Origin of the sequence: Kitasatospora sp. NPDC086791, from assembly GCF_040685975.1 — a bacterium.
Lineage (GTDB): Bacteria > Actinomycetota > Actinomycetes > Streptomycetales > Streptomycetaceae > Kitasatospora.
This window is the reverse complement of the sequence record NZ_JBFBOC010000001.1, coordinates 58,844-80,569: the sequence shown is the minus strand read 5'-3', so window position 1 is coordinate 80,569 and position 21,726 is coordinate 58,844. Positions and strand designations below refer to the sequence as shown.

The 21,726-nt window shown below is 71.4% G+C and carries 20 protein-coding genes; 14 read left to right on the top strand and 6 right to left on the bottom strand.

Annotated elements, in window-relative coordinates:
- Nucleotides 1–4: 4 nt before the first annotated feature.
- The 3 genes from AB0Q99_RS00310 (at nucleotide 5) to aspA (ending at nucleotide 4,003) form a co-directional block, all read left to right on the top strand.
- Nucleotides 5–1,444, top strand: coding sequence for an amino acid permease (locus AB0Q99_RS00310; protein ID WP_363566889.1), 1,440 nt, complete (start codon nucleotides 5–7; stop codon nucleotides 1,442–1,444).
- A gap of 98 nt (nucleotides 1,445–1,542) precedes the next feature.
- Nucleotides 1,543–2,559 carry an asparaginase gene (locus AB0Q99_RS00305; RefSeq protein WP_363566887.1) on the top strand — a complete coding sequence of 339 codons (1,017 nt, stop codon included), beginning with the start codon at nucleotides 1,543–1,545 and terminating at the stop codon, nucleotides 2,557–2,559.
- A gap of 37 nt (nucleotides 2,560–2,596) precedes the next feature.
- A complete protein-coding gene (gene aspA / locus AB0Q99_RS00300; protein WP_363566885.1) occupies nucleotides 2,597–4,003 on the top strand; it encodes an aspartate ammonia-lyase in 1,407 nt (468 codons plus the stop codon).
- 243 nt (nucleotides 4,004–4,246) lie between these two features.
- Here the strand turns inward: aspA and AB0Q99_RS00295 are convergent, their stop codons facing one another.
- The gene (locus AB0Q99_RS00295; RefSeq protein WP_363566883.1) at nucleotides 4,247–4,735 is read right to left on the bottom strand and encodes a universal stress protein; all 489 of its coding nucleotides are present in this window, start codon (nucleotides 4,733–4,735) and stop codon (nucleotides 4,247–4,249) included.
- Between the two features lie 13 nt (nucleotides 4,736–4,748).
- Nucleotides 4,749–6,005: an SLC13 family permease gene (locus AB0Q99_RS00290; protein WP_363568146.1), complete on the bottom strand. Its 1,257-nt coding sequence runs from the start codon at nucleotides 6,003–6,005 to the stop codon at nucleotides 4,749–4,751.
- A gap of 427 nt (nucleotides 6,006–6,432) precedes the next feature.
- Between AB0Q99_RS00290 and AB0Q99_RS00285 the strand changes: the two genes are divergently transcribed.
- The 3 genes from AB0Q99_RS00285 (at nucleotide 6,433) to AB0Q99_RS00275 (ending at nucleotide 8,919) form a co-directional block, all read left to right on the top strand.
- Entirely contained in the window at nucleotides 6,433–7,110 is a 678-nt protein-coding gene (locus AB0Q99_RS00285; RefSeq protein ID WP_363566881.1) for a DedA family protein, read from the top strand.
- 141 nt (nucleotides 7,111–7,251) lie between these two features.
- A complete protein-coding gene (locus AB0Q99_RS00280; RefSeq protein WP_363566879.1) occupies nucleotides 7,252–7,923 on the top strand; it encodes an O-methyltransferase in 672 nt (223 codons plus the stop codon).
- A 96-nt stretch (nucleotides 7,924–8,019) separates the two neighbouring features.
- Complete coding sequence (locus AB0Q99_RS00275) at nucleotides 8,020–8,919, top strand: Gfo/Idh/MocA family oxidoreductase (protein WP_363566877.1); 900 nt, start codon at nucleotides 8,020–8,022, stop codon at nucleotides 8,917–8,919.
- An 85-nt stretch (nucleotides 8,920–9,004) separates the two neighbouring features.
- Here AB0Q99_RS00275 and AB0Q99_RS00270 read toward each other — a convergent pair whose 3' ends face one another.
- A complete protein-coding gene (locus tag AB0Q99_RS00270; RefSeq protein WP_363566875.1) occupies nucleotides 9,005–10,114 on the bottom strand; it encodes a hypothetical protein in 1,110 nt (369 codons plus the stop codon).
- A 273-nt stretch (nucleotides 10,115–10,387) separates the two neighbouring features.
- Between AB0Q99_RS00270 and AB0Q99_RS00265 the strand changes: the two genes are divergently transcribed.
- Nucleotides 10,388–12,400 carry a transglycosylase domain-containing protein gene (locus AB0Q99_RS00265; RefSeq protein ID WP_363566874.1) on the top strand — a complete coding sequence of 671 codons (2,013 nt, stop codon included), beginning with the start codon at nucleotides 10,388–10,390 and terminating at the stop codon, nucleotides 12,398–12,400.
- Between the two features lie 78 nt (nucleotides 12,401–12,478).
- On the opposite strand, the gene AB0Q99_RS00260 is transcribed toward AB0Q99_RS00265, so the two are convergent.
- The 3 genes from AB0Q99_RS00260 to AB0Q99_RS00250 all read right to left on the bottom strand — a co-directional run bounded on the left by AB0Q99_RS00260 (nucleotide 12,479) and on the right by AB0Q99_RS00250 (nucleotide 14,493).
- Nucleotides 12,479–13,768: a hypothetical protein gene (locus AB0Q99_RS00260; RefSeq protein ID WP_363566872.1), complete on the bottom strand. Its 1,290-nt coding sequence runs from the start codon at nucleotides 13,766–13,768 to the stop codon at nucleotides 12,479–12,481.
- A gap of 162 nt (nucleotides 13,769–13,930) precedes the next feature.
- Nucleotides 13,931–14,146: a hypothetical protein gene (locus AB0Q99_RS00255; RefSeq protein WP_363566870.1), complete on the bottom strand. Its 216-nt coding sequence runs from the start codon at nucleotides 14,144–14,146 to the stop codon at nucleotides 13,931–13,933.
- Complete coding sequence (locus tag AB0Q99_RS00250; RefSeq protein ID WP_363566868.1) at nucleotides 14,143–14,493, bottom strand: hypothetical protein; 351 nt, start codon at nucleotides 14,491–14,493, stop codon at nucleotides 14,143–14,145. The genes AB0Q99_RS00255 and AB0Q99_RS00250 overlap by 4 nt, the downstream gene beginning before the upstream one ends.
- A gap of 106 nt (nucleotides 14,494–14,599) precedes the next feature.
- Between AB0Q99_RS00250 and AB0Q99_RS00245 the strand changes: the two genes are divergently transcribed.
- The 7 genes from AB0Q99_RS00245 (at nucleotide 14,600) to AB0Q99_RS00215 (ending at nucleotide 21,574) form a co-directional block, all read left to right on the top strand.
- Nucleotides 14,600–15,424, top strand: a complete 825-nt coding sequence (locus AB0Q99_RS00245; RefSeq protein ID WP_363566866.1) for a helix-turn-helix transcriptional regulator — start codon at nucleotides 14,600–14,602, stop codon at nucleotides 15,422–15,424.
- 3 nt (nucleotides 15,425–15,427) lie between these two features.
- Nucleotides 15,428–15,637 (top strand): DUF397 domain-containing protein, encoded by a 210-nt coding sequence (locus AB0Q99_RS00240; protein WP_363566864.1) that lies wholly within the window; start codon nucleotides 15,428–15,430, stop codon nucleotides 15,635–15,637.
- Between the two features lie 99 nt (nucleotides 15,638–15,736).
- Complete coding sequence (locus tag AB0Q99_RS00235; RefSeq protein WP_363566862.1) at nucleotides 15,737–16,966, top strand: hypothetical protein; 1,230 nt, start codon at nucleotides 15,737–15,739, stop codon at nucleotides 16,964–16,966.
- Nucleotides 16,950–17,720 carry an alpha-ketoglutarate-dependent dioxygenase AlkB gene (locus AB0Q99_RS00230; protein ID WP_363566860.1) on the top strand — a complete coding sequence of 257 codons (771 nt, stop codon included), beginning with the start codon at nucleotides 16,950–16,952 and terminating at the stop codon, nucleotides 17,718–17,720. The genes AB0Q99_RS00235 and AB0Q99_RS00230 overlap by 17 nt, the downstream gene beginning before the upstream one ends.
- A 174-nt stretch (nucleotides 17,721–17,894) precedes the next feature.
- Nucleotides 17,895–18,923, top strand: a complete 1,029-nt coding sequence (locus AB0Q99_RS00225) for a phosphotransferase family protein (RefSeq protein WP_363566859.1) — start codon at nucleotides 17,895–17,897, stop codon at nucleotides 18,921–18,923.
- Nucleotides 18,923–20,155 carry an acyl-CoA dehydrogenase family protein gene (locus AB0Q99_RS00220; protein WP_363566857.1) on the top strand — a complete coding sequence of 411 codons (1,233 nt, stop codon included), beginning with the start codon at nucleotides 18,923–18,925 and terminating at the stop codon, nucleotides 20,153–20,155. Before AB0Q99_RS00225 ends, AB0Q99_RS00220 begins: the two co-directional genes overlap by 1 nt.
- Nucleotides 20,156–20,296: 141 nt before the next feature.
- Nucleotides 20,297–21,574 carry an esterase gene (locus tag AB0Q99_RS00215; RefSeq protein ID WP_363566855.1) on the top strand — a complete coding sequence of 426 codons (1,278 nt, stop codon included), beginning with the start codon at nucleotides 20,297–20,299 and terminating at the stop codon, nucleotides 21,572–21,574.
- The last annotated feature ends 152 nt before the right edge of the window (nucleotides 21,575–21,726 follow it).

The following is a 21,726-nucleotide window of genomic DNA, read 5'->3' as shown; positions in this document are numbered from 1 at the left end:
AGGCGTGAGCGAGCAGTTCCTCAAAGACGAGAAGCGCCCCACGACCCGTCACGTCGACGCCGGTGACACCGGCTACAGCAAGTCCCTGAAAGCCCGGCACGTCAACATGATCGCCATCGGCGGCGCCATCGGCACCGGGCTGTTCCTCGGCGCGGGCGGTCGACTCGCCGATGCCGGGCCCTCCCTGTTCGTCGCGTACGCCGTCTGCGGTGTCTTCGCGTTCCTCGTCGTGCGTGCACTCGGCGAGCTCGTCCTGTACCGCCCGTCCTCCGGCGCCTTCGTGTCGTACGCCCGGGAGTTCCTGGGGGAGAAGGGCGCCTACACCGCCGGCTGGATGTACTTCCTCAACTGGGCGACCACCGGCATCGCCGACATCACCGCCGTCGCCACGTACACCCACTACTGGCGCCTGTTCTCCGACGTCCCGCAGTGGGTGATCGCGCTCATAGCCCTGGCCGTGGTCCTCACCGTGAACCTCATCTCGGTGCGGATCTTCGGCGAACTGGAGTTCTGGTTCGCCATCGTCAAGGTCAGCGCCCTGGTCGTCTTCATGGGCATCGGGATCTTCCTGCTCGTCACCCAGCACCCGGTCGACGGCGCCGTACCCGGTCCGTCCCTGATCGCCGACAACGGCGGGATCTTTCCCAACGGCCTGCTGCCGATGCTGTTGATCATCCAGGGTGTCGTCTTCGCCTACGCCTCCGTCGAACTGGTCGGTGTGACGGCCGGGGAGACCGAGAACCCCGAGAAGATCGTGCCGAAGGCGATCAACTCGATCATGTGGCGCGTGGGTCTGTTCTACGTCGGCTCCGTCGTCCTGCTCTCGATGCTGATGCCGTGGAACACGTACACCTCCGGCGAGAGCCCGTTCGTGACGGTGCTCTCCCACATCGGTGTCCCGGCTGCGGGCAGCGTGATGAACCTGGTCGTCCTCACCGCGGCGATGTCCTCGCTCAACTCCGGCCTCTACTCCACCGGCCGCATCCTTCGCTCCATGGCCGTCAACGGATCGGCCCCGCGCTTCACCGCCCGGATGAGTCGCAGCCAGGTGCCCTACGGCGGCATCCTGCTCACCAGCGGCATGTGCGTCCTCGGTGTCGGCCTCAACTTCGTGGTCCCCGCCGACGCGTTCGAGATCGTGCTCAACCTCGCGGCCATCGGCATCATCGCCACCTGGGGCATGATCATGGTCTGCCACCTGCTGTTCTGGCGGAAGACCGCGGCAGGCGAACTGACCCGCCCCGGTTTCCGACTGCCCGGCTCGCCCTGGACCGAACTCGTGACGCTGGCCTTCCTCGCCGCCGTGCTGGTCCTGATGTACGCCGACGGCGGCGCCGGACGCACCACCGTGCTCTGCGTGCCGCTCATCGCTGCCGCACTCGTCGCCGGTTGGTACGCGATCCGCGGGCGCATCGCGCGCGTCGCCGCCGGAACCGACGACTGAACCTGGTCGGCCCGGGGGATCCGCGGAGCCGAGCGCACATCCGCCCGGGCCCGCCGCCGTCGGGTCAGCAGCCCCAAGCCACCACGATCGAGGCAGTCATGCTCACCAGCCCCCGCGCGGACGCGCCCGCGATCCGCGAGCCCCGCCACGTTCCCCTCGCCCACGTCACCCGTGGCGGCGTGGTCGAGAGCACCCACTACGGTTCCGTCGTCGTCCTCGGCGGCGACGGCAGGATCCGGTTCCAGCTCGGCGACGCGGAGGCCGCGTGCTACCCGCGATCGGCCCTCAAGCCCGTCCAGGCCGTCGCCATGGTCCGCGCGGGACTGCCGCTCGACGGCGAACTGCTCGCCCTCGCGATGGGCAGTCACTCCGGCGAGGAACGCCACCTCGCCGGAGCCCGGCGGATCCTGGCGTTCGCCGGCCTCACCGAGGACGACCTGCGCAACGTCCCGGACCTGCCGTACGACCCGGCCATCCGCGATGCCTGGATCCGGCAGGACCGCCTGCCCTCCCGGATCGCCCAGAACTGCTCCGGCAAGCACGCCGCGATGCTCCACCTCTGCAGGCTCAACGGATGGCCGCTGCGGGACTACGACGCCCCCGATCACCCGCTCCAACGGATGATCGCGGAAGCCGTGGAGGACCTCACCGGCCAGCGCATCGCGCACGCCACCGTGGACGGCTGCGGCACCCCCCTGTTCGCCGTCTCCCTGCACGGCCTGGCCCGCGCCGCCGCGCGCATCGCCACCGGCGCACCCGGGACCCCCGAATTCCGGGTGGCGGACGCGCTGCGCAGCCACCCGGAGATGGCCTCCGGCGCCGGACGGGACGTGGCCGAGCTGATGCGCGCGGTGCCTGGGCTGATCGCCAAGGACGGCTTCGAGGGCGTCCAGATCGCCGCGCTGCCGGACGGCCGCGCCGTCGCCCTGAAGATCGCCGACGGGGCGAACCGGGCGCGCATCCCGGTGACGGCAGCCGCCCTGGCGCTGGCGGGAGTCGACCCGCGGCTGCTGACCGGCTTCGCGGGCGAGCCGACACGCGGCGGCGGCCGGCCCGTCGGCGGCGTGCGGCCGGTGGCCGCGCTGGACCCCTCGGCCCTGCTCGCCCGTCCGTGACCCGATCCACCACTCCGAGAAGAGGACCCGCACGCCCATGACCGCCGCCCGCCGCGAACACGACCTACTCGGGGACCGCGACGTCCCCGCCAACGCCTACTGGGGCGTCCACACCCTGCGCGCCACCGAGAACTTCCCCATCACCGGCACGCCCATCTCCGCCTACCCGCACCTGATCGACGCGCTGGCCGCCGTGAAGGAGGCCGCCGCCCTCGCCAACGAGGAACTCGGCCTGCTGGAACCCGCGAAGGCCGCCGCGATCGCCACCGCCTGCCGCGAGATCCGCGGCGGCAAGCTGCACGACCAGTTCGTCGTGGACGTCATCCAGGGCGGGGCCGGCACCTCGACCAACATGAACGCCAACGAGGTCCTCGCCAACCGGGCGCTGGAACTGCTGGGACACGCCAAGGGCGAGTACCGGCACCTGCACCCCAACGAGGACGTCAACCTCGGCCAGTCCACCAACGACGTCTACCCGACCGCCGTCCGGATCGCGACCGTGTCCGCCGTGCGGGGCCTGCTCGACGCGATGGCCGTCCTCCAGGACGCCTTCGCCCACAAGGCCGTCGAGTTCCGCGACGTCCTGAAGATGGGCCGCACACAGTTGCAGGACGCCGTGCCGATGACGCTCGGCCAGGAGTTCTCCGCCTTCGCCGTCATGCTCGACGAGGACCGCAGCCGGCTCGCGGAGGCCGTCGAGCTGATCCACGAGATCAATCTCGGCGCCACCGCGATCGGCACCGGCCTGAACGCCCCTGCCGGGTACGCCGAAGCAGCCAGGCGCCACCTCGCCGACATCACCGGGCTGCCACTGGTCACCGCCGCCAACCTGGTCGAAGCCACCCAGGACTGCGGCGCGTTCGTCCAGATGTCCGGCGTCCTCAAGCGCATCGCCGTCAAACTGTCCAAGACCTGCAACGACCTGCGGCTGCTGTCCTCCGGGCCGCGCGCCGGCCTCGGTGAGATCAACCTGCCGCCGGTGCAGGCCGGTTCGAGCATCATGCCCGGCAAGGTCAACCCGGTGATCCCCGAAGTCGTCAACCAGGTCGCCTTCGAGGTGATCGGCAACGACATCGCGATCACCATGGCCGCCGAGGCGGGTCAGCTCCAGCTCAACGCCTTCGAACCGATCATCCTGCACTCGCTGTCGAAGTCCGTCATCCATCTGCGCGCCGCCTGCCTCACCCTCGCCGAGCGGTGCGTGGTCGGCATCACCGCCAACACCGAGGTGCTGCGCGCGACCGTCGAGAACTCCATCGGCCTGGTGACCGCCCTGAACCCGCACATCGGGTACACGGCAGCCACCGACATCGCCAAGGAGGCCCTCGCCAGCGGCCGGGGCGTGGCCGAACTCGTGCTGGAGCGGGGGCTGCTCCCGGCGGAGCGGCTCGCGGCCCTGCTGCGGCCCGAGGTCATCGCCGGCAGCGGTGCGGCCGTGGCCTGAGGACGGTCCCGCGGTCGGCTTCTCGATCGCCGATGGGTCGGCTTCCCCTGCCGGTCCGTGTTCCTGACGGTCAGTCACCGAGGCGGGCCGCACGCTCGGCCGTGGTCGGGCGATCGCGGTCGGCGACGGCACCCCGGAGGATCCGATCAGCCGCGGGGGATCCTCGACCGGGCCCTGCTTCGGGCGTCAGCTCCCGGCTCTCTCCCCGCGGAGCCGAACGTCGGGCCCTGACCTGCGGCACCGCTACGACCGGTCGGGTGGGGGAGGGATCGTCGCGGTGTCCGGTGCCGGTTCCGGCCAGACCAGCAGGACGGGACACGGCGCGTGGTCGACCACGAAGCGGGTCGCGGGGCCGAGGCTGTGCGGCCCGAGGCGGGTGCGGTCACCGTCGCGCGCGAGGACGAGCAACTCGGCGCCCTCGGCTGCCGCGACGACTTCGCGTTCGACACGTCCGGCGCGCTCCACGTGGACGCAGGGACGGCCGAGGCGATCGGCCGCGGCGTCCAGGAGGTGTCGGGCGGAGTCCGCCGCCAGGGCGTCCACCCGGGTGCCGGGGTCCCGCTCGCGGTGGCCGCGGCCGAGCAGCCCGGCGAACGCGCCGTGCGCGACGCCCGCCACTTCCTGACCGCTGACGTGCAGCAACACGATCTCTTCGCCCTGCGGTGCGTGCGTGCGGGCGGCTTCGACGCACGCGGGCCAGGTGCCCTCGGCGATCCAGACGACGACGGTCACGGGCCCGTCCTCCTCATCCTCCGATGATCTGCAGTGACCCCCACAGTGTCACCACGGCCAGCACCAGGGCAGCGGGCACGACGAGCAGTCCGAGCCGGGTGAACTCGCCCAGGCCGATGTCGGTGTCGTGCTCGCGGACGATGCGCCGCCACAGCAGGGTGGCCAGGGAACCGGCGTACGTGAGGTTGGGGCCGATGTTCACCCCGAGCAGTACCGCCAGGACGGCACCGGCGCCGGACGGAACGGCCAGCGGGAGCAGCACAAGTGTGGCGGGCAGGTTGTTGATGACGTTCGCCAGCGCGGCCGCCAGCGCCGCCGTGCCGAGCAGGGCGGGCAATGAGGTGCCCTGGGGGACGAGGTGCCCGAGCACGGAGGCCAGTCCGTTGTCGACCACGGCCCGGACCACGATGCCCAGCGCCAGTACGAAGGCCAGGAAGGGCACGGCCGCGGAGCGGACGATCGCCGCGGGGGTCGTGCGGCGCCGGGCGAGAGCCCGGCCGGCCAGCGCCAGGGCACCGGCCAGCGCCGCCCAGGCGGGATCGACGCCGATGATCGAGGTGAGGACGAACCCGGCGAGGGTGCCTGCCACGGTGAGCAGGGCGAACAGCGGCATTTCCGGTGGTGTCACCTCGTCCGCGGCCGGGGCGCCCGCGTCCAGGTCGGCGGCGAAGAACCTGCGCAGCACCACGTACTCGACGGCGATGGCCGCCAGCCACGGCAGCGCCATCAACGCGGCGAACCGGGTGAAGGTCAGTCCGCTCGCCGCGAAGGCCAGCAAGTTGGTGAGGTTGGAGACGGGCAGGAGCAGCGAAGCCGTGTTCGAGAGATGCGTGCAGGCATACAGGTGCGGTTTGGGCCGGGCGCCGAGCCGTGCCGCGGTCACGAACACCACCGGCGTCAGCAGCACCACGGTCGCATCCAGACTGAGCACCGCCGTGACCACCGATGCGACCGCGAAGACCTGCACCAACAGGCGCTGTGGGCTCCCGGCGGACTTCCGGGCCATCCATGCTCCGCAGGCGTGGAACAGGCCCTCGTCGTCACACAGCTGCGCGAGTACCAGGACGGCGGCGAGGAAGCCGATCACCGGCCCCAGCCGTTCGGCCTCCGCCGCCGCGTGCGCCGGCGAGATCGCTCCGGTGGCGATCACCAGACCGGCGGCGGGCACCGCGACCACGGCCTCCGGCCAGCCCCACGGCCGTACCACGGCACAGACCAGCACCAGCACCAGCAACCCGAGGGACAGAGCCTCGGCCAACGACGTACTCAGGGTCTCGCTCCTCGCGGTGCCGGTGACGGTGCTCCTATCGAACCAGAGCCCTCCGGCCTCCAGCGCGTCTGCGCAGCCCGACCGCACGGGCCTCGCACATCCGGCACCGGAAGGAGTTCCGGATGGCGGAGCCGGCGCGCTGCCCGTGACGGACGGGGCGGGTGAGGCCCGGGGCACCGAGCGTGAGGGGGCTCCGTCCGAGGTCAGCGGCCCTTTGCCGAATCTTGAAGAAAAGCCGGCCGGCCTGGAACCATGGGGTGCGGCCGCACGTCGGAATCCACGGGTGATCGGCCGGGGGGACAGGCCGCCCGGCACGCTACGCTGCCTTGAGGGCAGCGCCGTCGTGCCGCCATCGGACAATTGCCGGGCCGGCCCGCGGCTCAACCAGGAGCGCGGCCGGTCCCGACCTGCCACGGAGGTACCGGCCTTGCACATCGACGCCTGGATCGAGGGCATTCCACCGACCGCGGTCTACGCCGTGGTCGGTCTGATCATCCTCATCGAATCGCTGGGCATCCCCTTGCCCGGCGAGATCGCCCTGGTCACGGCGTCGCTGATGGCGGTCAAGGGCGTGGTGAGCCCGTGGGGCGTCGCGGGTGTCGCCATCGCGGGCGCGATCATCGGTGACTCGATCGGCTACTCGATCGGGCGCAAGGGGGGCAAGCCGCTCTTCGAGAAGCTGGGACGCAGGTTCCCCAAGCACTTCGGGCCCTCGCACCTGGCCACCGCCGAGCGCTCGTTCCAGAAGTGGGGCATGTGGGCGGTCTTCTTCGGCCGGTTCATCGCCCTGCTGCGGATCTTCGCCGGTCCGCTCGCGGGCGCGCTGAAGATGCCGTACTGGAAGTTCCTGATCGCCAACGTGCTGGGCGGCGTGGTCTGGGCCGGCGGTACGACGCTGCTGGTCTACAAGGTGGGCAAGAGCATCGAGCCGTGGCTCGCCCGGTTCTCCTGGGCCGGCCTGGCGGCGGCGATCGTGATCGGCGGCCTGTCGGCCTGGATCATGAAGCGCCGGGCCGCGAAGACGCACGCCAGGATCGAGGCCGAGGAGGCCGCGGCGGCTGCCGCGGCCGGCGCCACGGTGGCGAGGACCCCGGTCGCGGAGTGACCACCACAGCGTGACCACCACAGCGTGACCTTCCCCTGGTCAGGGGTGGACGGAGAGCGACCGGCGACCGTCCCCGGAGCCATCGGGCCCTCGGAGTAGCATCGGCTGAGTACCTGCCGATCTTGCACTCTGGAGGGCCCGATGACGTTGCAGCCGACCTGGGACGCCGTGGACGCGTACTTCTCCGAGCAGCTGGTCGGGCACGACCCGGCGCTGGAGGCCGCGGAGGCCGCCGCCGACGCGGCCGGGCTGCCGAAGATCGCGGTGGCCCCCAACCAGGGCAAGCTGCTGCACCTGCTGGCGCTGACCCAGGGTGCGAAGCGGATCCTGGAGGTCGGCACGCTCGGCGGCTACAGCGCGATCTGGCTGGCCCGGGCGCTGCCCGCGGACGGCACCCTGATCACCCTGGAGATCGACCCCCGGCACGCCGAGGTCGCCCGCGGCAACCTGGCCGCCGCCGGGCTGGAGGAGGTCGCCGAGGTACGGCTGGGCCGGGCCGCCGACTCGCTGGCCGCGCTGGTCGAGCAGGGCGTGGAGCCCTTCGACCTGGTCTTCATCGACGCGGACAAGCCGAGCAACCCCGAGTACTTCCGCCGGGCGCTCCAGCTGACCCGGCCGGGCTCGCTGATCATCGTCGACAACGTGGTGCGCGGCGGCGCGGTCGCCGACGCGCACAGCACCGACCCGGCGGTGGTCGGCACCCGGGCCCTGCACGAGCTGATCGCGGCCGAGCCCCGGGTCAGCGCGACCTCGGTGCAGACGGTCGGCAGCAAGGGCTACGACGGCTTCACGCTCGCCCGCGTGCGGAGCTGACGTCCGGCGTGCGGCTCCGCCCAGGGCTGACGCCCCGCACGGCCGACGCCTGCGTGCGGAGCCGGGTTCCAGTACCACCGAAGAACAGGAGACATCGTGCGGATCGGACTGCTGGGCACCGGCCCCTGGGCGGAGCGGGTGCACGCGCCCGTGCTGGCGGAGCACCCCGGGGTGGAGTTCACCGGCGTCTGGGGCCGCCGTCCGGAGGCGGCCGAGGCCCTGGGCGCGGCGCACGGCGTGCCCGGGTACGCCGACCTCGACCGGCTGCTGGCCGACGTGGACGCGGTCTCCGTCGCGCTGCCCCCGTCTGTGCAGCCCGGTCTCGCGGTGCGCGCCGCCGAGGCCGGCTGCCACCTGCTGCTGGACAAGCCGGTCGCGCTGACGGTGCCGGACGCCCGGGCCGTCGCCGAGGCGGTCCGCGAGCACAAGGTCGCCTCGGTGGTGTTCTTCACCGTGCGCTTCGGCGGCCCGCAGATGCCGTGGCTGGCGGAGCAGGCGGCGGTGGGCGGCTGGTACACCGGCCGCTCGGACTGGCTCGGCTCGGTGTTCGCGCCGGGCAGCTCCAGCCCCTACGCCGACTCGCCGTGGCGCCGGGAGAAGGGCTCGCTGTGGGACGTCGGTCCGCACGCGCTGTCCGTGCTGCTGCCGGTCCTCGGTGACGTGACGCAGGTGACGGCGGTGGGCGGTCCGCTGGACGCCGTGCACCTGGTCCTGCGGCACGCCGGCGGCGCGTCCAGCACGCTCGCGCTCAGCCTGACCGCGCCGGTCGCGGCGGGCGGGACGGGCATGGAGCTGCGCGGCGAGCACGGCGTGGTGCACCTGCCGGAGCGCGGCGAGGGCCCGCTCGCCGCGCTGCACCGGGCGCTGGACGCCCTGCGGTCCGCGGCGGCTTCCGGCGAGCCGCACGCGTGCGGGGCGGACTTCGGGCTGCGGGTGGTGGAGATCCTCGCCGCGGCCGAGCGCTCGCTGGCCGAGGGCGGGCCGGTCGCGGTCTGAGGCGGGCCCGACGGGGCCGGAGGCCGCGTGCGGGTGCCGCCGCGCAGACCGGCCGCTCAAGCCGTCGGCCGCTCGGACCGGCCGCTCAGCCCGGTGGGAGGGGCGGCTCGGCCGCCGTCGGGCGGCGGTCGGTGGGGCGGGTCGGGGGGATGACGGGGGCGTGGAAGTCGCGCGGGCCGGTCCAGAGCGCCGGGACGGCGTCGCTGCGGCGGGCCAGTTCGTACGCCAGGGCCTCGTAGTTGACCCGCCAGCCGTGGAAGTGCGCCCAGGCGTCCTCGACCGGGCGTTCGCGGCGGAAGCCGGCCGCCGTGATCATCGCGACGGCGCCCAGGTACTCGGCGTAGGTCAGCCGGATCGGGACGTCCGGGGCCGGGTCCGGGTCGAAGTCGATGCGCAGCGAGCGGGCGATGTCGCGCATCGCGGTGAACCCGGCGCGGATCACCAGCCGGGCCTCGGGCGGGGCCGTGCGCGGGCAGAGGGCGAGGTGCAGGGCGGCGGCGTCCATCACGGAGATCAGGCCGACCACCCAGCTGCGGTTCGGCTGCGGGGAGCGGAACGAGAGCAGCACCGGGTAGTTGGAGTGGCTCTCGCCGATGTCGGCGGCCAGGCGCTCCCAGTCCCGGTACAACTGGGGGAGCGCGGTCTCGGTGTCCACCAGGGACTGACGGGCCAGCAGCTCGGGGCCCCAGGCGGGCTCGCCGGCCCGGGACTGCAGCAGCGTCACCTCGGTCTCGCGGCGCTGGTAGGCCGCGTAGAGGGTCGGCAGGTAGGAGATCTGCAGGGCGATCACCAGCGGGCCGCTGGCCGCGGCCATGAAGTCGATCGCGGAGAGCTGCAGCCGCTCGCCGCTCGCGTAGCCGAGCGTGAAGAGGCTGGATCCGGCCTCGCGGATCGAGGTCGACCAGTCGAGCTCGGACGTGCCGTGCAGCAGCAGCGTGTAGGCGACCAGCATCCCGCTGAGCCAGAGCCCGAGCATGCCCAGCAGGACCAGCGGCGCCAGCCAGGTGAGCGCCCGGTCCTGCGCACGGTAGGTGCCGAACGGCGCGGCGGAGAGCCGGAGCACGGCCCGCAACACCGTCCAGAGCCGGTTCACCAGGGACGAGTACAGCCCGCGCGGGACGACCAGCGTGCGCAGGATGCTGCCGACGACCAGCAGGAGCAGCAGCGCACCGATCACGGTGTGGATCAACCTCATGGCGTCATTCTGGCGGTCGGCGGGGGCGGCTGCGGCCGACGACCGGCCACGGCGCCCGCCGGTGGCCGGTGGCGGGCCCACCGGCGCCCGGTAACGGGACCCGACCGCCGACCACGACGGAGTCGACCGCCGACCGGCAACGGGGCGGACCGGTGACCGGTTCGTCACCCGCGGTATGACCATGATCACACCGGATTCCTGACTCCCCGGCACGGTCCCCACCACGTCTATCGATACGGGGAGTTTGTCCACGAGCGAATCGGAGAGCGGACCGTGCGCGCACAGCGACGAGGTGGCGGGGCCGAGGAGGAGAAGCCCGGACGCCGGCGATGGCGACCGCTGCGGCGGATCGACTACCCGCGCCGGGGGCGGCGCCGGATCCGCCGCTGGCTCCCGTCCTGGCGGCAGCTGCTCCTGCTGTCCGGGGTCGGGGCGTCGGCACTGACCGGCTGGCTGGCCTGGTTCTTCGTGACCACCGAGGTCCCGGACGACCTGAACTCCTTCGCCACCCAGCAGAACAACGTCTACTTCTGGGCGGACGGCACCGAGATGGCCCGGGTCGGCGAGACCAACCGGCAGGAGGTGCCGCTGGAACAGGTGCCGAAGCCGGTGCGGGGCGCGGTCCTGGCGGCTGAGAACGCGACCTTCTACTCCGATCCGGGCGTCTCGTTCAAGGGCATCGGCCGCGCGGTCTGGGCGATGGTCTCGGGCGGTGAGACCCAGGGCGGCTCGACCATCACCCAGCAGTACGTCAAGAACAGCTACCTGAACCAGCACCAGGACTACTCGCGCAAGCTCCGGGAGGCCGTCATCGCGATCAAGCTGGACCACCGGATGAGCAAGGACGACATCCTGGCCGGCTACCTGAACACCAGCTGGTTCGGCCGCGGCAGTTACGGCATCGAACGCGCCGCGGCGGCGTACTACGGCAAGGACGTCGCGCAGCTCGACGTGAGCGAGGGGGCCTTCCTGGCGGCGCTGCTGAAGGGGGCCGGGCAGTACGACCCGGCGCTGAGCCCGGAGAACCGGGAACGGGCCGAGGAACGGTGGTCCTGGATCCTGGACCGGATGGTCGAGGTCGGCGAGCTGTCCGCCGCCGAACGCGCCCGGTACACGGTGTTCCCCGAGCCGAAGCCGCAGCCGAGGTCGGCGGGCCTGGGCGGGCAGGTCGGCTACCTGGTGGACCTGGCCCGGTCCTACGTGGAGAGCCACGGCGACCTCACCCCGGCCCAGCTGGACCTCGGCGGCCACCAGATCGTCACCACCTTCGAGAAGCCCAGGGTCGACGCCCTGGCCGTCGCGGTGCAGGAGGCGACCAAGGACCTCGACCCCGACAACCGCGAGGCCGACCGGCTGCTGAAGGTCGGCGCCGCCTCGGTGGCCCTCGACGGGCGGATCGTCGCGCTCTACGGCGGCCCGAACTACCTGAAGCAGGGCTTCAACAACGCCAACACCTCGACGGTGCCGGTCGGTTCGGCCTTCACCCCGCTGGTGTACGCCGCCGGGCTCAGCCAGGGTGTGCAGTACCGGCGCGGCGGCGACCGGACCCCGGTGACGCCCGCCACCCCCTACAACGGCGACAACGGCGTGAACGTGATGACGCCGGAGGGACCGTACTGGGGGCGGGACGGCAAGATCGCGAAGACCGCCAACGACGGCAAGCGCAACTGGGGCCCGGTCAGCCTGCGCGGTGCGGTCGAACAGTCCGTCAACGGGCCGATGATGCAGCTCGGCATGGACGTCGGCCTGGACCGGGTGCAGAAGACCGCCGCCGACCTCGGCCTGCTCCCCGGCAGCATGGGCGAACTGGTGCCGGCCTTCGGGGTCGGCAACTCCACGCCCAGCGCGATCAGGGCGGCCGGCGCGTACGCCGCCTTCGGCGCGGGGGGCAACCGGACCGACCCGTACTCGGTGCTCAGGATCACCCGCAACGGCGAGCCGCTGCCCCTGCGCCTGCCGGCCGCCGCGCAGGTGCTGCCGCCGGCGGTGGCGGGGGAGGTGGACGCGGCGCTCAAGGGCGCGGTCCGCGGCGGGAGCGCCGCGGCGGTGGCGGAGGCGGGCCCGGACCTGGCCGCGAAGCCGGGCACGACGGCGGACCGTACGGCGGGGTGGATGGTCGGCTACGACGGACAGCTCTCGACGGCGGTCGCGGTGTTCCGGGCGGACCTGCGGGACATGAAGCTGCTGTCGCTGGAAGGCCTGGGCGGCGCGGCACCGGACACCCCGGACTCGGCGCTGCCGACCCGGATCTGGACGGCCTACATGAAGGCGGCGGGGGGACGGTAGCGGACGCGCCCGGGCGGCGGCGGGGCTCGCAGCCGCCCGGGCCGGTCGTTTCGGAGGTCGTTTGTTCGGCCGGGCCGTTCACTTGACCAGGCGTGACCAGTCCGCCTGCTGCCCGGGGTCCAGCTGGCGCAGCTTGTCGAGCACCGTGGGGTCCTGGGCGTCCAGCCAGTCGGCGACCTGGCGGAAGGAGACGCAGCGGACGCCGTCCCGCTTGCAGACGCCCTTCATCACGTCCTCGACGGCCTGCATGTAGATGCCGCCGTTCCAGTCCTCGAAGTGGTTCCCGATGAAGAGCGGGGCCCGGCTGCCGTTGTAGACCCGCTCGAAGCCGGCCAGGTAGCTCGCCCGGGTCTCCTTCTCCCAGGTGTCGAACTTCTTCGGGTCGCCCTTGGTGGTGTTGCCGGATTGGCCGGCGAGGAAGTTGAAGTCCATCGAGAGGTTCTGGGAGGTCCGGCCGGGGTAGGGCAGCAGCTGCAGCGGGAAGTTCCAGATGCCCTCCTTCTTGACGGGCCAGACCTGGAACTCGCCCGGGGAACTGGCGTCGTAGCGGAAGTCGGTGGCCTTCTCGGCCGCGAGCAGGTTCTTCTGGCCCTCCAGACAGGGGGCGCGGCCGCCGACCAACTCCTTGGTGTAGTCGAAGGGGAGCGGCGGGAGGTCCTTGAAGCCGGTGTTGGTCTTCCAGTTGGTGACGAAGGAGATCGCCTGGTCGAGCTCGCTCTTCCATTCGTCGGTGGACCAGTCGCCGCCACCACCGCGCTGCGGGCCGCAGAAGTGCCCGTTGAAGTGGGTGCCGATCTCGTTGCCGTCCTGCCAGGCCAGCCGTAGTTGCTCCAGGGTGTCCTTGATGTGGGCGTTGGTGGCGAAGTCGATGGACGCGGAGCCGGCGTCGTGCTGCGGGGGGTGGTAGAGCGTGCGCTTCGACTTGGGCAGGGTGTAGAGGCCGCTCAGGAAGAACGTCATCTGGGCGTTGTTCTCCGCGCCCAGCTTGCGGAAGCGGGAGAACTGGCGGTCGTCGCCCTCCAGGGCACCGTCCCAGGAGAAGACGACGAACTGCGGTGGCTTCTCGCCGGGCTTCAGTTTCTCGGGCTTCAGTTGCTTGGGCTGCGGGCCGGTGTCGGAGGTGGAGCCGTCACCGAGCACCCTGACCTGGCCGTCCCAGGTCGGAGTGGGGGTGGGGGTGGGGTTGGGGGCGGGCGGCGGAGGGGGAACGTCGCCGGCGTCGTCGGCCGGGGCGTCGGGGGCGGGGCTGGCGGGAGTGGTGCCGACGGCGCCCGGTCTGCGGCCGGAGTCGGGCCCTCCGGTGGCCAGGACGAGGGTCGAGAGGACCCCCACCGCCGCCAGGACGGCCGTACCCCGAGCAGTCCGCACCGTGCCCCCACTTCTCTGACATTCGGTCAGGTGGTGTTCGTAAATGATCCTTACAGTGTGATCATCAGAACACTTTGGATCGAGGTCTGTCGAGGCGGGGGCCGGGCGGGTATAAGGGCGGGCTGAATCGACAACTGCCCTACGTGTCACGGTCCATGACGGTCAGACGGTTGCGTGCCGGAGGAAGGCCGAAGCGGCCGCGACGGTGTAGAAGCGCCTGATCCGGTCGGACGATCCCGGGACGCGGAGGTACTCGTGGCGCTCGCGGTCCCAGAGTCCCCAGCACTCCAGCATGACGAAGTGCGGGCTCCTGGAGTCGATCAGGCGGATCTCGAACCCGGAGGGATCGGTGACGGTGGTGTCGGGGCGGTCGTTCATCGCCGGGTCGCCACCTGGATGAAACCGGAGGCCTTCTCCACGCGCTTGGAGAAGTCGTTGAACTCCCCTTCGATCGGGGAGATCGCGGCCCTGCTGGGGACGAGGATCGCGCCGGCCTGCCGGTCGAGGACCCGCTGCAGCGCGGCCCGGAGCATGGGCCGGCACTCGGGGCCCTTCCGGGAGGTCTCGTCATCGACGACGATCAGGTCGATGCCCCAGTCGAAGGCCTTGGCGTAGGCCTCGCACGCGCTCAACTCGCGCTCGGGGAAGCCGGAGTCGTTCTTGGCCAGGTACAGCACGGCCCGGAACGCCGGGACGGGGTTGTTGCAGGACGTGGAACCGGTCATCGCCTGCTCCTCTCCGTAGTAATTCGACTACCAGGAGTGCCCACTGTCGGCTACGCTTGGGGATTGTTCAACTTGTCTGCGTCTCAAGTGGAATTGGGTGTGAGCTTTGAACCGCAAGGAGCTTGATCCAACGTCATCCCCGCGGGAGTCCTTCGGCGCTCTGCTTCGGAGCTCGCGCGAGGCGTTGGGCTGGACCCAGCAGGACCTGGCCGCAGCCATGGGTTACTCGGACAGCTACATCTCGGCGGTGGAAACAGGTCGCAAATCCACCAGCCGAGCCTTCGTCAGGGCGGCCGACAAGGCCCTCGGGACGGGGCAGATGCTGGAGCTGATGTGGGTCGGGATGCGGCGGAAGGGCTTCCTGGAGGGCTTCCCCGAGCACGCCGCGCAGGAGGCGCGGGCGTCCGAGATCAGGATCTTCGAGCCGAACCTCATCCCGGGGCTCTTCCAGACCAAGGCCTACGCTTCCGCGCGAGAAGCGGCATCAGTGCTGCGAGGAAGCAGTACGCAAGACCAGGCCGAGGAGCGGGTGAAGTTCCTTGTTGCGCGACAGCGACTCCTCAAGCGCGTGGAGCCGCCGGTCATCCACGTGGTGATGGACGAAAGCGGCATCCGTCGGCCGATCGGTGGCGCCGAGACGATGCGCGCCCAGCTCGAGCACCTGGCTGAGGTGGCGATCAGACCTCATGTGATCTTTCAGGTGGCCCCGTTCGGTCTGGCCGAGCATGTTCCTTTCCGTTCCGTCGTCACCCTGTTGACGTTCGCTGACCGCTCTGTGGTCGGCTACACGGAGTCTGCGGAACAGGGCTATGTGGTGCGGGAGGACAAGACTGTCAGGACATGGGAAAGGGCCTACGATCGGATGCGGGTGGAGGCGCTGACCATAGCTGCCTCCCTCGACCTGATTCACAAGGCCCGAAAGGAACTCTGACCCATGACCCGCCAAGACCTGTCCCGTGCTTCCTGGTTCAAGTCGTCGCACTCCGACAACGGCGGTACTTGTGTGGAGGTCTCGCCCGACTTCCCCGGCATCGTTCCCGTCCGCGACTCGAAGGACCCGGAAGGGCCCGCGCTCGTCTTCCCGATCCATGTCTGGCAGTCCTTCGTCGCCGCTGCTGCGGCAGGCGAGTTCGGCGGCATCTGACCGCCGCCGCAGTCGTCGTCGTGTGACCGGGAAGGCCGTCGGGGTGCCCAGCGCGTCTCTGTCGTTCACCAAGATCTGCGAAATGGCAGGTACCGATTGATGTCCTCGACCGAGCCGGCAGAGGCCCGCATCGACCGTGCGGGCAACGTCCTGGTCGCGCCTTCGACGGTGCGAGACCACGACGTGATCAGGGACTTCCTCGGGTCCACCATCACGCCGGAGGACCTCGCCTCCGGTTCGCCCGACCTCGCGCAGAAGACCGTCTACCTGTGCGGCGACATATCCGGGATCAGCGGCCGCCACCTGCATGCGGCTGCCCGGGTATTCGTCATCCGGGAGCTGTCGCACGGCTACCGCGAGGACGTCGACAGCCCCTGGACCCTCATCGACCTCGGCCGAGTTCCCGTCCGCGTGCACGGCGTCGGCGTGTACTACCCCCGCTTCTTCGCGCCCGGCGCCGATCACTCCGGACGGATCCGCGCGGAGCACGCGTTCCAGTCGCTGACGGAGTCCACCAAACCCGGAACGGCCCATCGCAGCGGGATCTACCTGACGCCCGTCACGCGCGACGGTGACGACCTGCATTTCCGCCTGCTCCGGTGCTCCACGAATCTCTCGGGGCCGACCGAGGGCTTCGGCCCGACCGACACGCACATCGTGGAGGCCCTGAACCGCGAGGCCGCAGCCGTCTTCCGGGACCAGGCGCCGCTGAATCACGTCCTCGCCCAGATCTACCACAACACCCGTGCCACGGCCGAGCGCAAGCAGTCCAAGGCCAGGATCTCGGCCCATGCGGACAAGACCAAGGACATGCCCGTCAACGGCATCATGGCCTTCTGCACGTTTTACGACGGGCTCGACCGGCTGCAGTCCCTGGCCGACGACGCCTTCGACTACGGCGTCAAGGGCACCAGCGGACTGACCAGGCTCCACTTCCGCCTCAAGGAGCCGACCGCAGAACCCGACGGGGTCGCTCTCCCCACGCAGTTCACCCTGACCCTCCATCCCGGCTCCGTGTTCTTCATGCCGCTGTCCACCAACCGCCTCTACACGCACGAGATCCGGCCCTCGGCACTGGACGCCGAACTGCTCCCGACCCGCCTGGGGTACGTGGTGCGCTGTTCGAGCGCCGAAGCCGTTCACCGAAACGGCGACACGTTCCTCAAGGTGGCCGGAGATCCGGTGAAGCTGGGGCCACCCACGCCGGACGGCATGGACGAGCTGCGCAGGCTGTACGCCGAGGAGAACAGGACCTCGTCCGTCATCGACTACGGCGACGAACTCCTCTTCAGCATGAACGCGGGAGACTATGGTGCCCCCCGAATCTAGGCTTTCGGATCGCATCCTCTCGTGCGCTCTGCCGACCGAGGAGAATCCCTTCGCGGAGCTGTCCGCGTCGGTTCGTCTGGAAGACGTGGGAAAAGGCCGGCGAGGCGCCGTCCTGGCCAGGGTCGACGAGGCGGGTGGTGTGCCCCTCGTCCGCACCACCACGCGGTACGGCAGCCCGGCGCAGCGTTTCCGGGCGGTGCACGCACGGCTGGCGCGGCGGGTCCACGAGTGTGCGGCGCTTCCGGTCGGCTTCAACAACGCCCTCATCGAGAGCTACACGAACGCCTACACGACCATGGGCGGTCATTCCGACCAAGCCCTCGATCTGGCCGACGAGTCGTTCATCGCCGTCTTCTCCTGCTACCGGCACCCCGAAGTCGGCCCGCCGAGGAAGCTGATCTTCGAGTCCAAGGAGTCCGGCGGCGAGACGTTCGAGATCCCCCTCGCCCACAACAGCGTCGTCGCGTTCTCCGTCGACTCGAACCGGCGGCTCAGGCACAAGATCGTCTTGGAGACGCCCGGCCGCGCGGCGGACAACCAATGGCTGGGCGTGACGTTCCGAACCTCGAAGACCTTCGTCCGGTTCCGCGACGGACACGCGTACCTCCCGCAGGGCGCGCGCCTCACACCGGCCGACGACGAGCAGAGCCGCGAGTTCTACCGACTGCGGCGCCGCGAGAACCACGAAACGGACTTCGTCTACCCCTCGCTGACGTACACCATCAGCGAGAGCGATCTGCTGCCGCCCGTCTGACCCCGAGAGCTCGCGAACGACCCCCTGGGCGATCCGGCTCAGGGGGTCGTGGCCTTGAGTGGCGTTGAGCGGCATGGCGTGGCGTCGGGTGGCATTGACAGGAGGGATGTCTCGGCTGAATGCTAAGCAAGCGCTTAGTCATCGATCCGCCGTCCGTCCCCCAGGAGCCGCCCGATGCCCGAGACCCCCGCCGGCCCGCCCGGTCTGGACCTGGCCCGCCTCCGGACGTACCTGGACCGTGGGCTGCCCGGGGTCGTCCAGGGCCCCCTGCGGGCCGAGCTGATCGAGGGGGGCCGCTCCAACCTGACGTACGTCCTCTCCGACGGCACCTCCCGTTGGGTGCTGCGCCGGCCCCCGCTCGGGCACGTCCTCGCCACCGCGCACGACATGGGCCGGGAGTACCGGGTGATGTCGGCCCTGCGCGGCACCGGGGTGCCCGTCCCGCGGATGCTGCTGATCGACCACGGTGACGAGGTCCTCGGCGCCCCCTGGTACCTCATGGAGCACGTCGCCGGCACCGCGCACCGGGACGCCGCCCCGCTGGCCGCCCTCGGCGAGGAGCGGGTCGGCGCCCTCGGGCGCCGCCTGATCGACACCCTGGCCACCCTGCACCGGATCGACCCCGCCGGCGTCGGCCTCGCCGACTTCGGCCACCCCGAGGGCTACCTGGAGCGCCAGCTGCGCCGCTGGTCCAAGCAGCTCGCCGCCTCCCGCAGCCGCGAGCTGCCCGCGATGGACCGGCTGCACGCCCTGCTCGCCGAGCGGCTGCCCGTCTCGCCCGCGCCCGCCCTCGTGCACGGCGACTACCGCCTCGACAACGTCCTCGTCGACGACGGCGGCACGATCACCGCCGTCCTGGACTGGGAGATGTCCACCCTCGGCGACCCGCTCACCGACATCGGCCTGCTGGTGATGTACACCGAGCTGGCCGGGGTCGGCGGCGGCATCATCCCCACCGCGATGACCGCCCCCGGCTTCCCGAAGCCCGACGAGATCGTCTCCCGGTACGCCGAGGCGACCGGCCGCGAGGCCGCCGACCTGGACTGGTACGTCGCCTTCGCCTCGTTCAAGCTCGCCGCCGTCGCCGAGGGCATCTTCTTCCGCTTCCGACAGGGCCGCACCCTCGGCGCGGGCTTCGAGCACGCGGGCGACATGGCCCCGATCCTCGCCCGGCACGGCCTGAGCACCCTCAAGGAGAACTGATGGACTTCGCGTACGACGCCCGCACCGACGAACTCCGCGCCCAGCTGCTCGCCTTCATGGACGAGCACGTCCACCCCGCCGAGGCCGTCCTCGCCCGGCAGCTGGCCGACCCGGCCCGTGTGCCCTGGGCCATCCCGCCGGTCGTCGCCGACCTGCAGGCCGAGGCCCGCAAGCAGGGCCTGTGGAACCTCTTCTTCGTGGACCAGCACGGCATCCCGGGCGAGCGCGGCGCCGCCCTCACCAACCTGCAGTACGCCCCGCTCGCCGAGATCACCGGCCGCAGCCCGCAGCTCGCCCCGCCCGCGCTCAACTGCGCGGCCCCCGACACCGGCAACATGGAGCTGCTCGCCCAGTTCGGCAGCGCCGAGCAGCGCGAGCGGTGGCTGCGGCCCCTGCTGGACGCCGAGATCCGCTCCGCCTTCGCGATGACCGAGCCCGAGGTGGCCTCCTCGGACGCCACCAACATCGCCACCCGGATCGAGCGGGACGGCGACGAGTACGTGATCAACGGCCGCAAGTGGTACATCACCGGCGCGATGAACCCGGACTGCCGGATCCTCATCGTGATGGGCAAGACCGACCCCACCGCCGAACCGCACCGCCAGCAGAGCATGGTGCTCGTCCCGCGCGACACCCCGGGCGTGACGGTCCGGCGGGGCATGACGGTCTTCGGCTACGACGACGCCGACCACGGCGGCCACGCCGAGGTGGTCTTCGAGGACGTGCGCGTCCCGGCCGCCAACCTGCTCGGCGAGGAGGGGACGGGCTTCGCGATCGCCCAGGCCCGGCTCGGCCCGGGCCGGATCCACCACTGCATGCGCGCGATCGGCATCGCCGAGCGGGCGTTGGAGCTGATGTGCCGCCGCGCCGCCGAGCGGGTCGCCTTCGGCAAGCCGCTCGCCGAGCAGGGCGTGGTTCAGGACTGGATCGCCGAATCGCGGGTCCGCATCGAGCAGTTGCGGCTGCTGGTGCTGAAGACCGCCTGGCTGATGGACACCGTCGGCAACCGGGGTGCGCACACCGAGATCCAGGCGATCAAGATCGCCACCCCGCGCACCGTCGAGTGGATCCTGGACAAGGCCGTCCAGGCCCACGGCGCCGCCGGCGTCAGCCAGGACACCCCGCTCGCCCAACTCTGGGCCGGCAACCGCACCCTGCGCCTGGCCGACGGCCCGGACGAGGTGCACAAGCGCTCGCTGGCCCGCCGGGAGCTGAAGCCGTACCGGCGGTAGGCGGTAGGTGGCGGGCGTTGACCCGTAAGGGTGTCAGGCCCGGTTATTCAGGGGACGGTTGGCTCCTGGGTAGGACGGCCGGGGCCCGTGCCGCCCGTAGTGTCCTGCGTGTTCGATCAAACGGAACGTGGAGGAACGACCATGGGCAGTGGGGGACGGGCTTTGGCGGCGGTCCTGTTGGCGGCCACGGCGGTGCTGGGTACGGTCGGCGCACCCGGGGCGGTGGCGGTGGCGCAGGGCGTGGGTGCCGGGCAGCAGGCACGGGCCTGGCTGCCGGAGCCCACCGGGCCGTACCCGATCGGGACCACGGCCCTGCACCTGACCGACGCCGGCCGGGACGACCCCTGGCAGCCCGGGCACCGGCGCGAGCTGATGATCAGCCTCTGGTACCCGACCTCCCGCCCGGCCGGGCCCGGCGACCGCGCGCCGTACATGGAGCCCGCCGCCGGGGAGCACTTCGGCGGCGCCGAGGGCCTCGCCCGGGTCAACTACGGCACCGAGCCGGGCCGCACCGACTGGTCCGGCATCCGCACCCACGCCCGCCGGGACGCCCCGGCACTGCCCGGCGGCCGCCGTCCGGTGGTGCTGTACTCGCCCGGCCTCGGCGACCCGCGCACCTGGGGGACGGCGCTCGTCGAGGACCTCGCCTCGCGCGGCTACGTCGTGGTCACCGTCGATCACACCTACGAGGCCTCCGAAGTCGCCTTCCCGGGCGGGGAACTGGCCACCTCGGTGTTCCCGGACATGCTCGGCCTGCCGGATCTGGACATCGGTGCCGTGCTGCGCAAGGCCCTCGCCACCCGGGTCGACGACACCCGCTTCGTGCTGGACGAACTCGCCGGGCTGAGCGGTCGGAAGGACCTGCCGGCCGGCCTGGCCGGGGCGCTCGACCTCGACCGGATCGGCATGGTCGGCCACTCCGCGGGCGGCTTCACCGCGCTCCAGACCATGCACGACGACCCGCGGATCGCCGCCGGGGTCAACCTCGACGGCCAACTGCACTTCCCCGGCCCCGACGGGCGCACCGGCGTGTTCCTGCCCAGCGTCGCCCAGGACGGCCTGGACCGGCCGTTCCTGCTGATGGGCACCGGGAGCGACGACTCCGGGGCCTACCGGCAACAGCCCGGCTGGAACGCCCTGTGGCAGCACAGCACCGGCTGGCACGCCGACGTCACCCTCACCGGCTCCCGGCACGGCTCGTACACCGACGCGCAGCCCCTGCTGCCCCAGCTCGCCCGGCAGGGCGCGCTCGGCGCGGAGCAACTGCGCAACGACGTCGGCGACATCCGCCCCGGGCGCGCCGAGCTGGCCACCCGCTCCTACGTCGCCTCCTTCTTCGACCGCTGGCTGCGCGGCCACGACGACCACCTGCTGGACGGGCCCTCGCCGCGCTTCCCGGAGATGGCGTACGAGCGGTAGGGCCCCGGCTCACCCTGGGCGTGTTTCGAACGTGCTGGTCACAGCCACTCGTTGATGGCTGCGACCAGCACGGTCGCTTCGTAGCGGACGGCGAGTTTGTCGTATCCGGTGGCTACCGTGCGGTGGCATTTGAGGCGGCCGGGGGTGAGATC

Excerpts from the sequence above, each read along its gene's own strand:
- AB0Q99_RS00235 (WP_363566862.1), top strand. The coding sequence starts at position 15,737 with ATGTCCTCGACCGAGCCGGCAGAGGCCCGCATCGACCGTGCGGGCAAC.
- AB0Q99_RS00220 (WP_363566857.1), top strand. The coding sequence starts at position 18,923 with ATGGACTTCGCGTACGACGCCCGCACCGACGAACTCCGCGCCCAGCTG.
- aspA (WP_363566885.1), top strand. The coding sequence starts at position 2,597 with ATGACCGCCGCCCGCCGCGAACACGACCTACTCGGGGACCGCGACGTC.
- AB0Q99_RS00240 (WP_363566864.1), top strand. The coding sequence starts at position 15,428 with ATGACCCGCCAAGACCTGTCCCGTGCTTCCTGGTTCAAGTCGTCGCAC.
- AB0Q99_RS00280 (WP_363566879.1), top strand. The coding sequence starts at position 7,252 with ATGACGTTGCAGCCGACCTGGGACGCCGTGGACGCGTACTTCTCCGAG.
- AB0Q99_RS00305 (WP_363566887.1), top strand. The coding sequence starts at position 1,543 with ATGCTCACCAGCCCCCGCGCGGACGCGCCCGCGATCCGCGAGCCCCGC.
- AB0Q99_RS00250 (WP_363566868.1), bottom strand. The coding sequence starts at position 14,493 with ATGACCGGTTCCACGTCCTGCAACAACCCCGTCCCGGCGTTCCGGGCC.
- AB0Q99_RS00225 (WP_363566859.1), top strand. The coding sequence starts at position 17,895 with ATGCCCGAGACCCCCGCCGGCCCGCCCGGTCTGGACCTGGCCCGCCTC.
- AB0Q99_RS00270 (WP_363566875.1), bottom strand. The coding sequence starts at position 10,114 with ATGAGGTTGATCCACACCGTGATCGGTGCGCTGCTGCTCCTGCTGGTC.
- AB0Q99_RS00255 (WP_363566870.1), bottom strand. The coding sequence starts at position 14,146 with ATGAACGACCGCCCCGACACCACCGTCACCGATCCCTCCGGGTTCGAG.
- AB0Q99_RS00215 (WP_363566855.1), top strand. The coding sequence starts at position 20,297 with ATGGGCAGTGGGGGACGGGCTTTGGCGGCGGTCCTGTTGGCGGCCACG.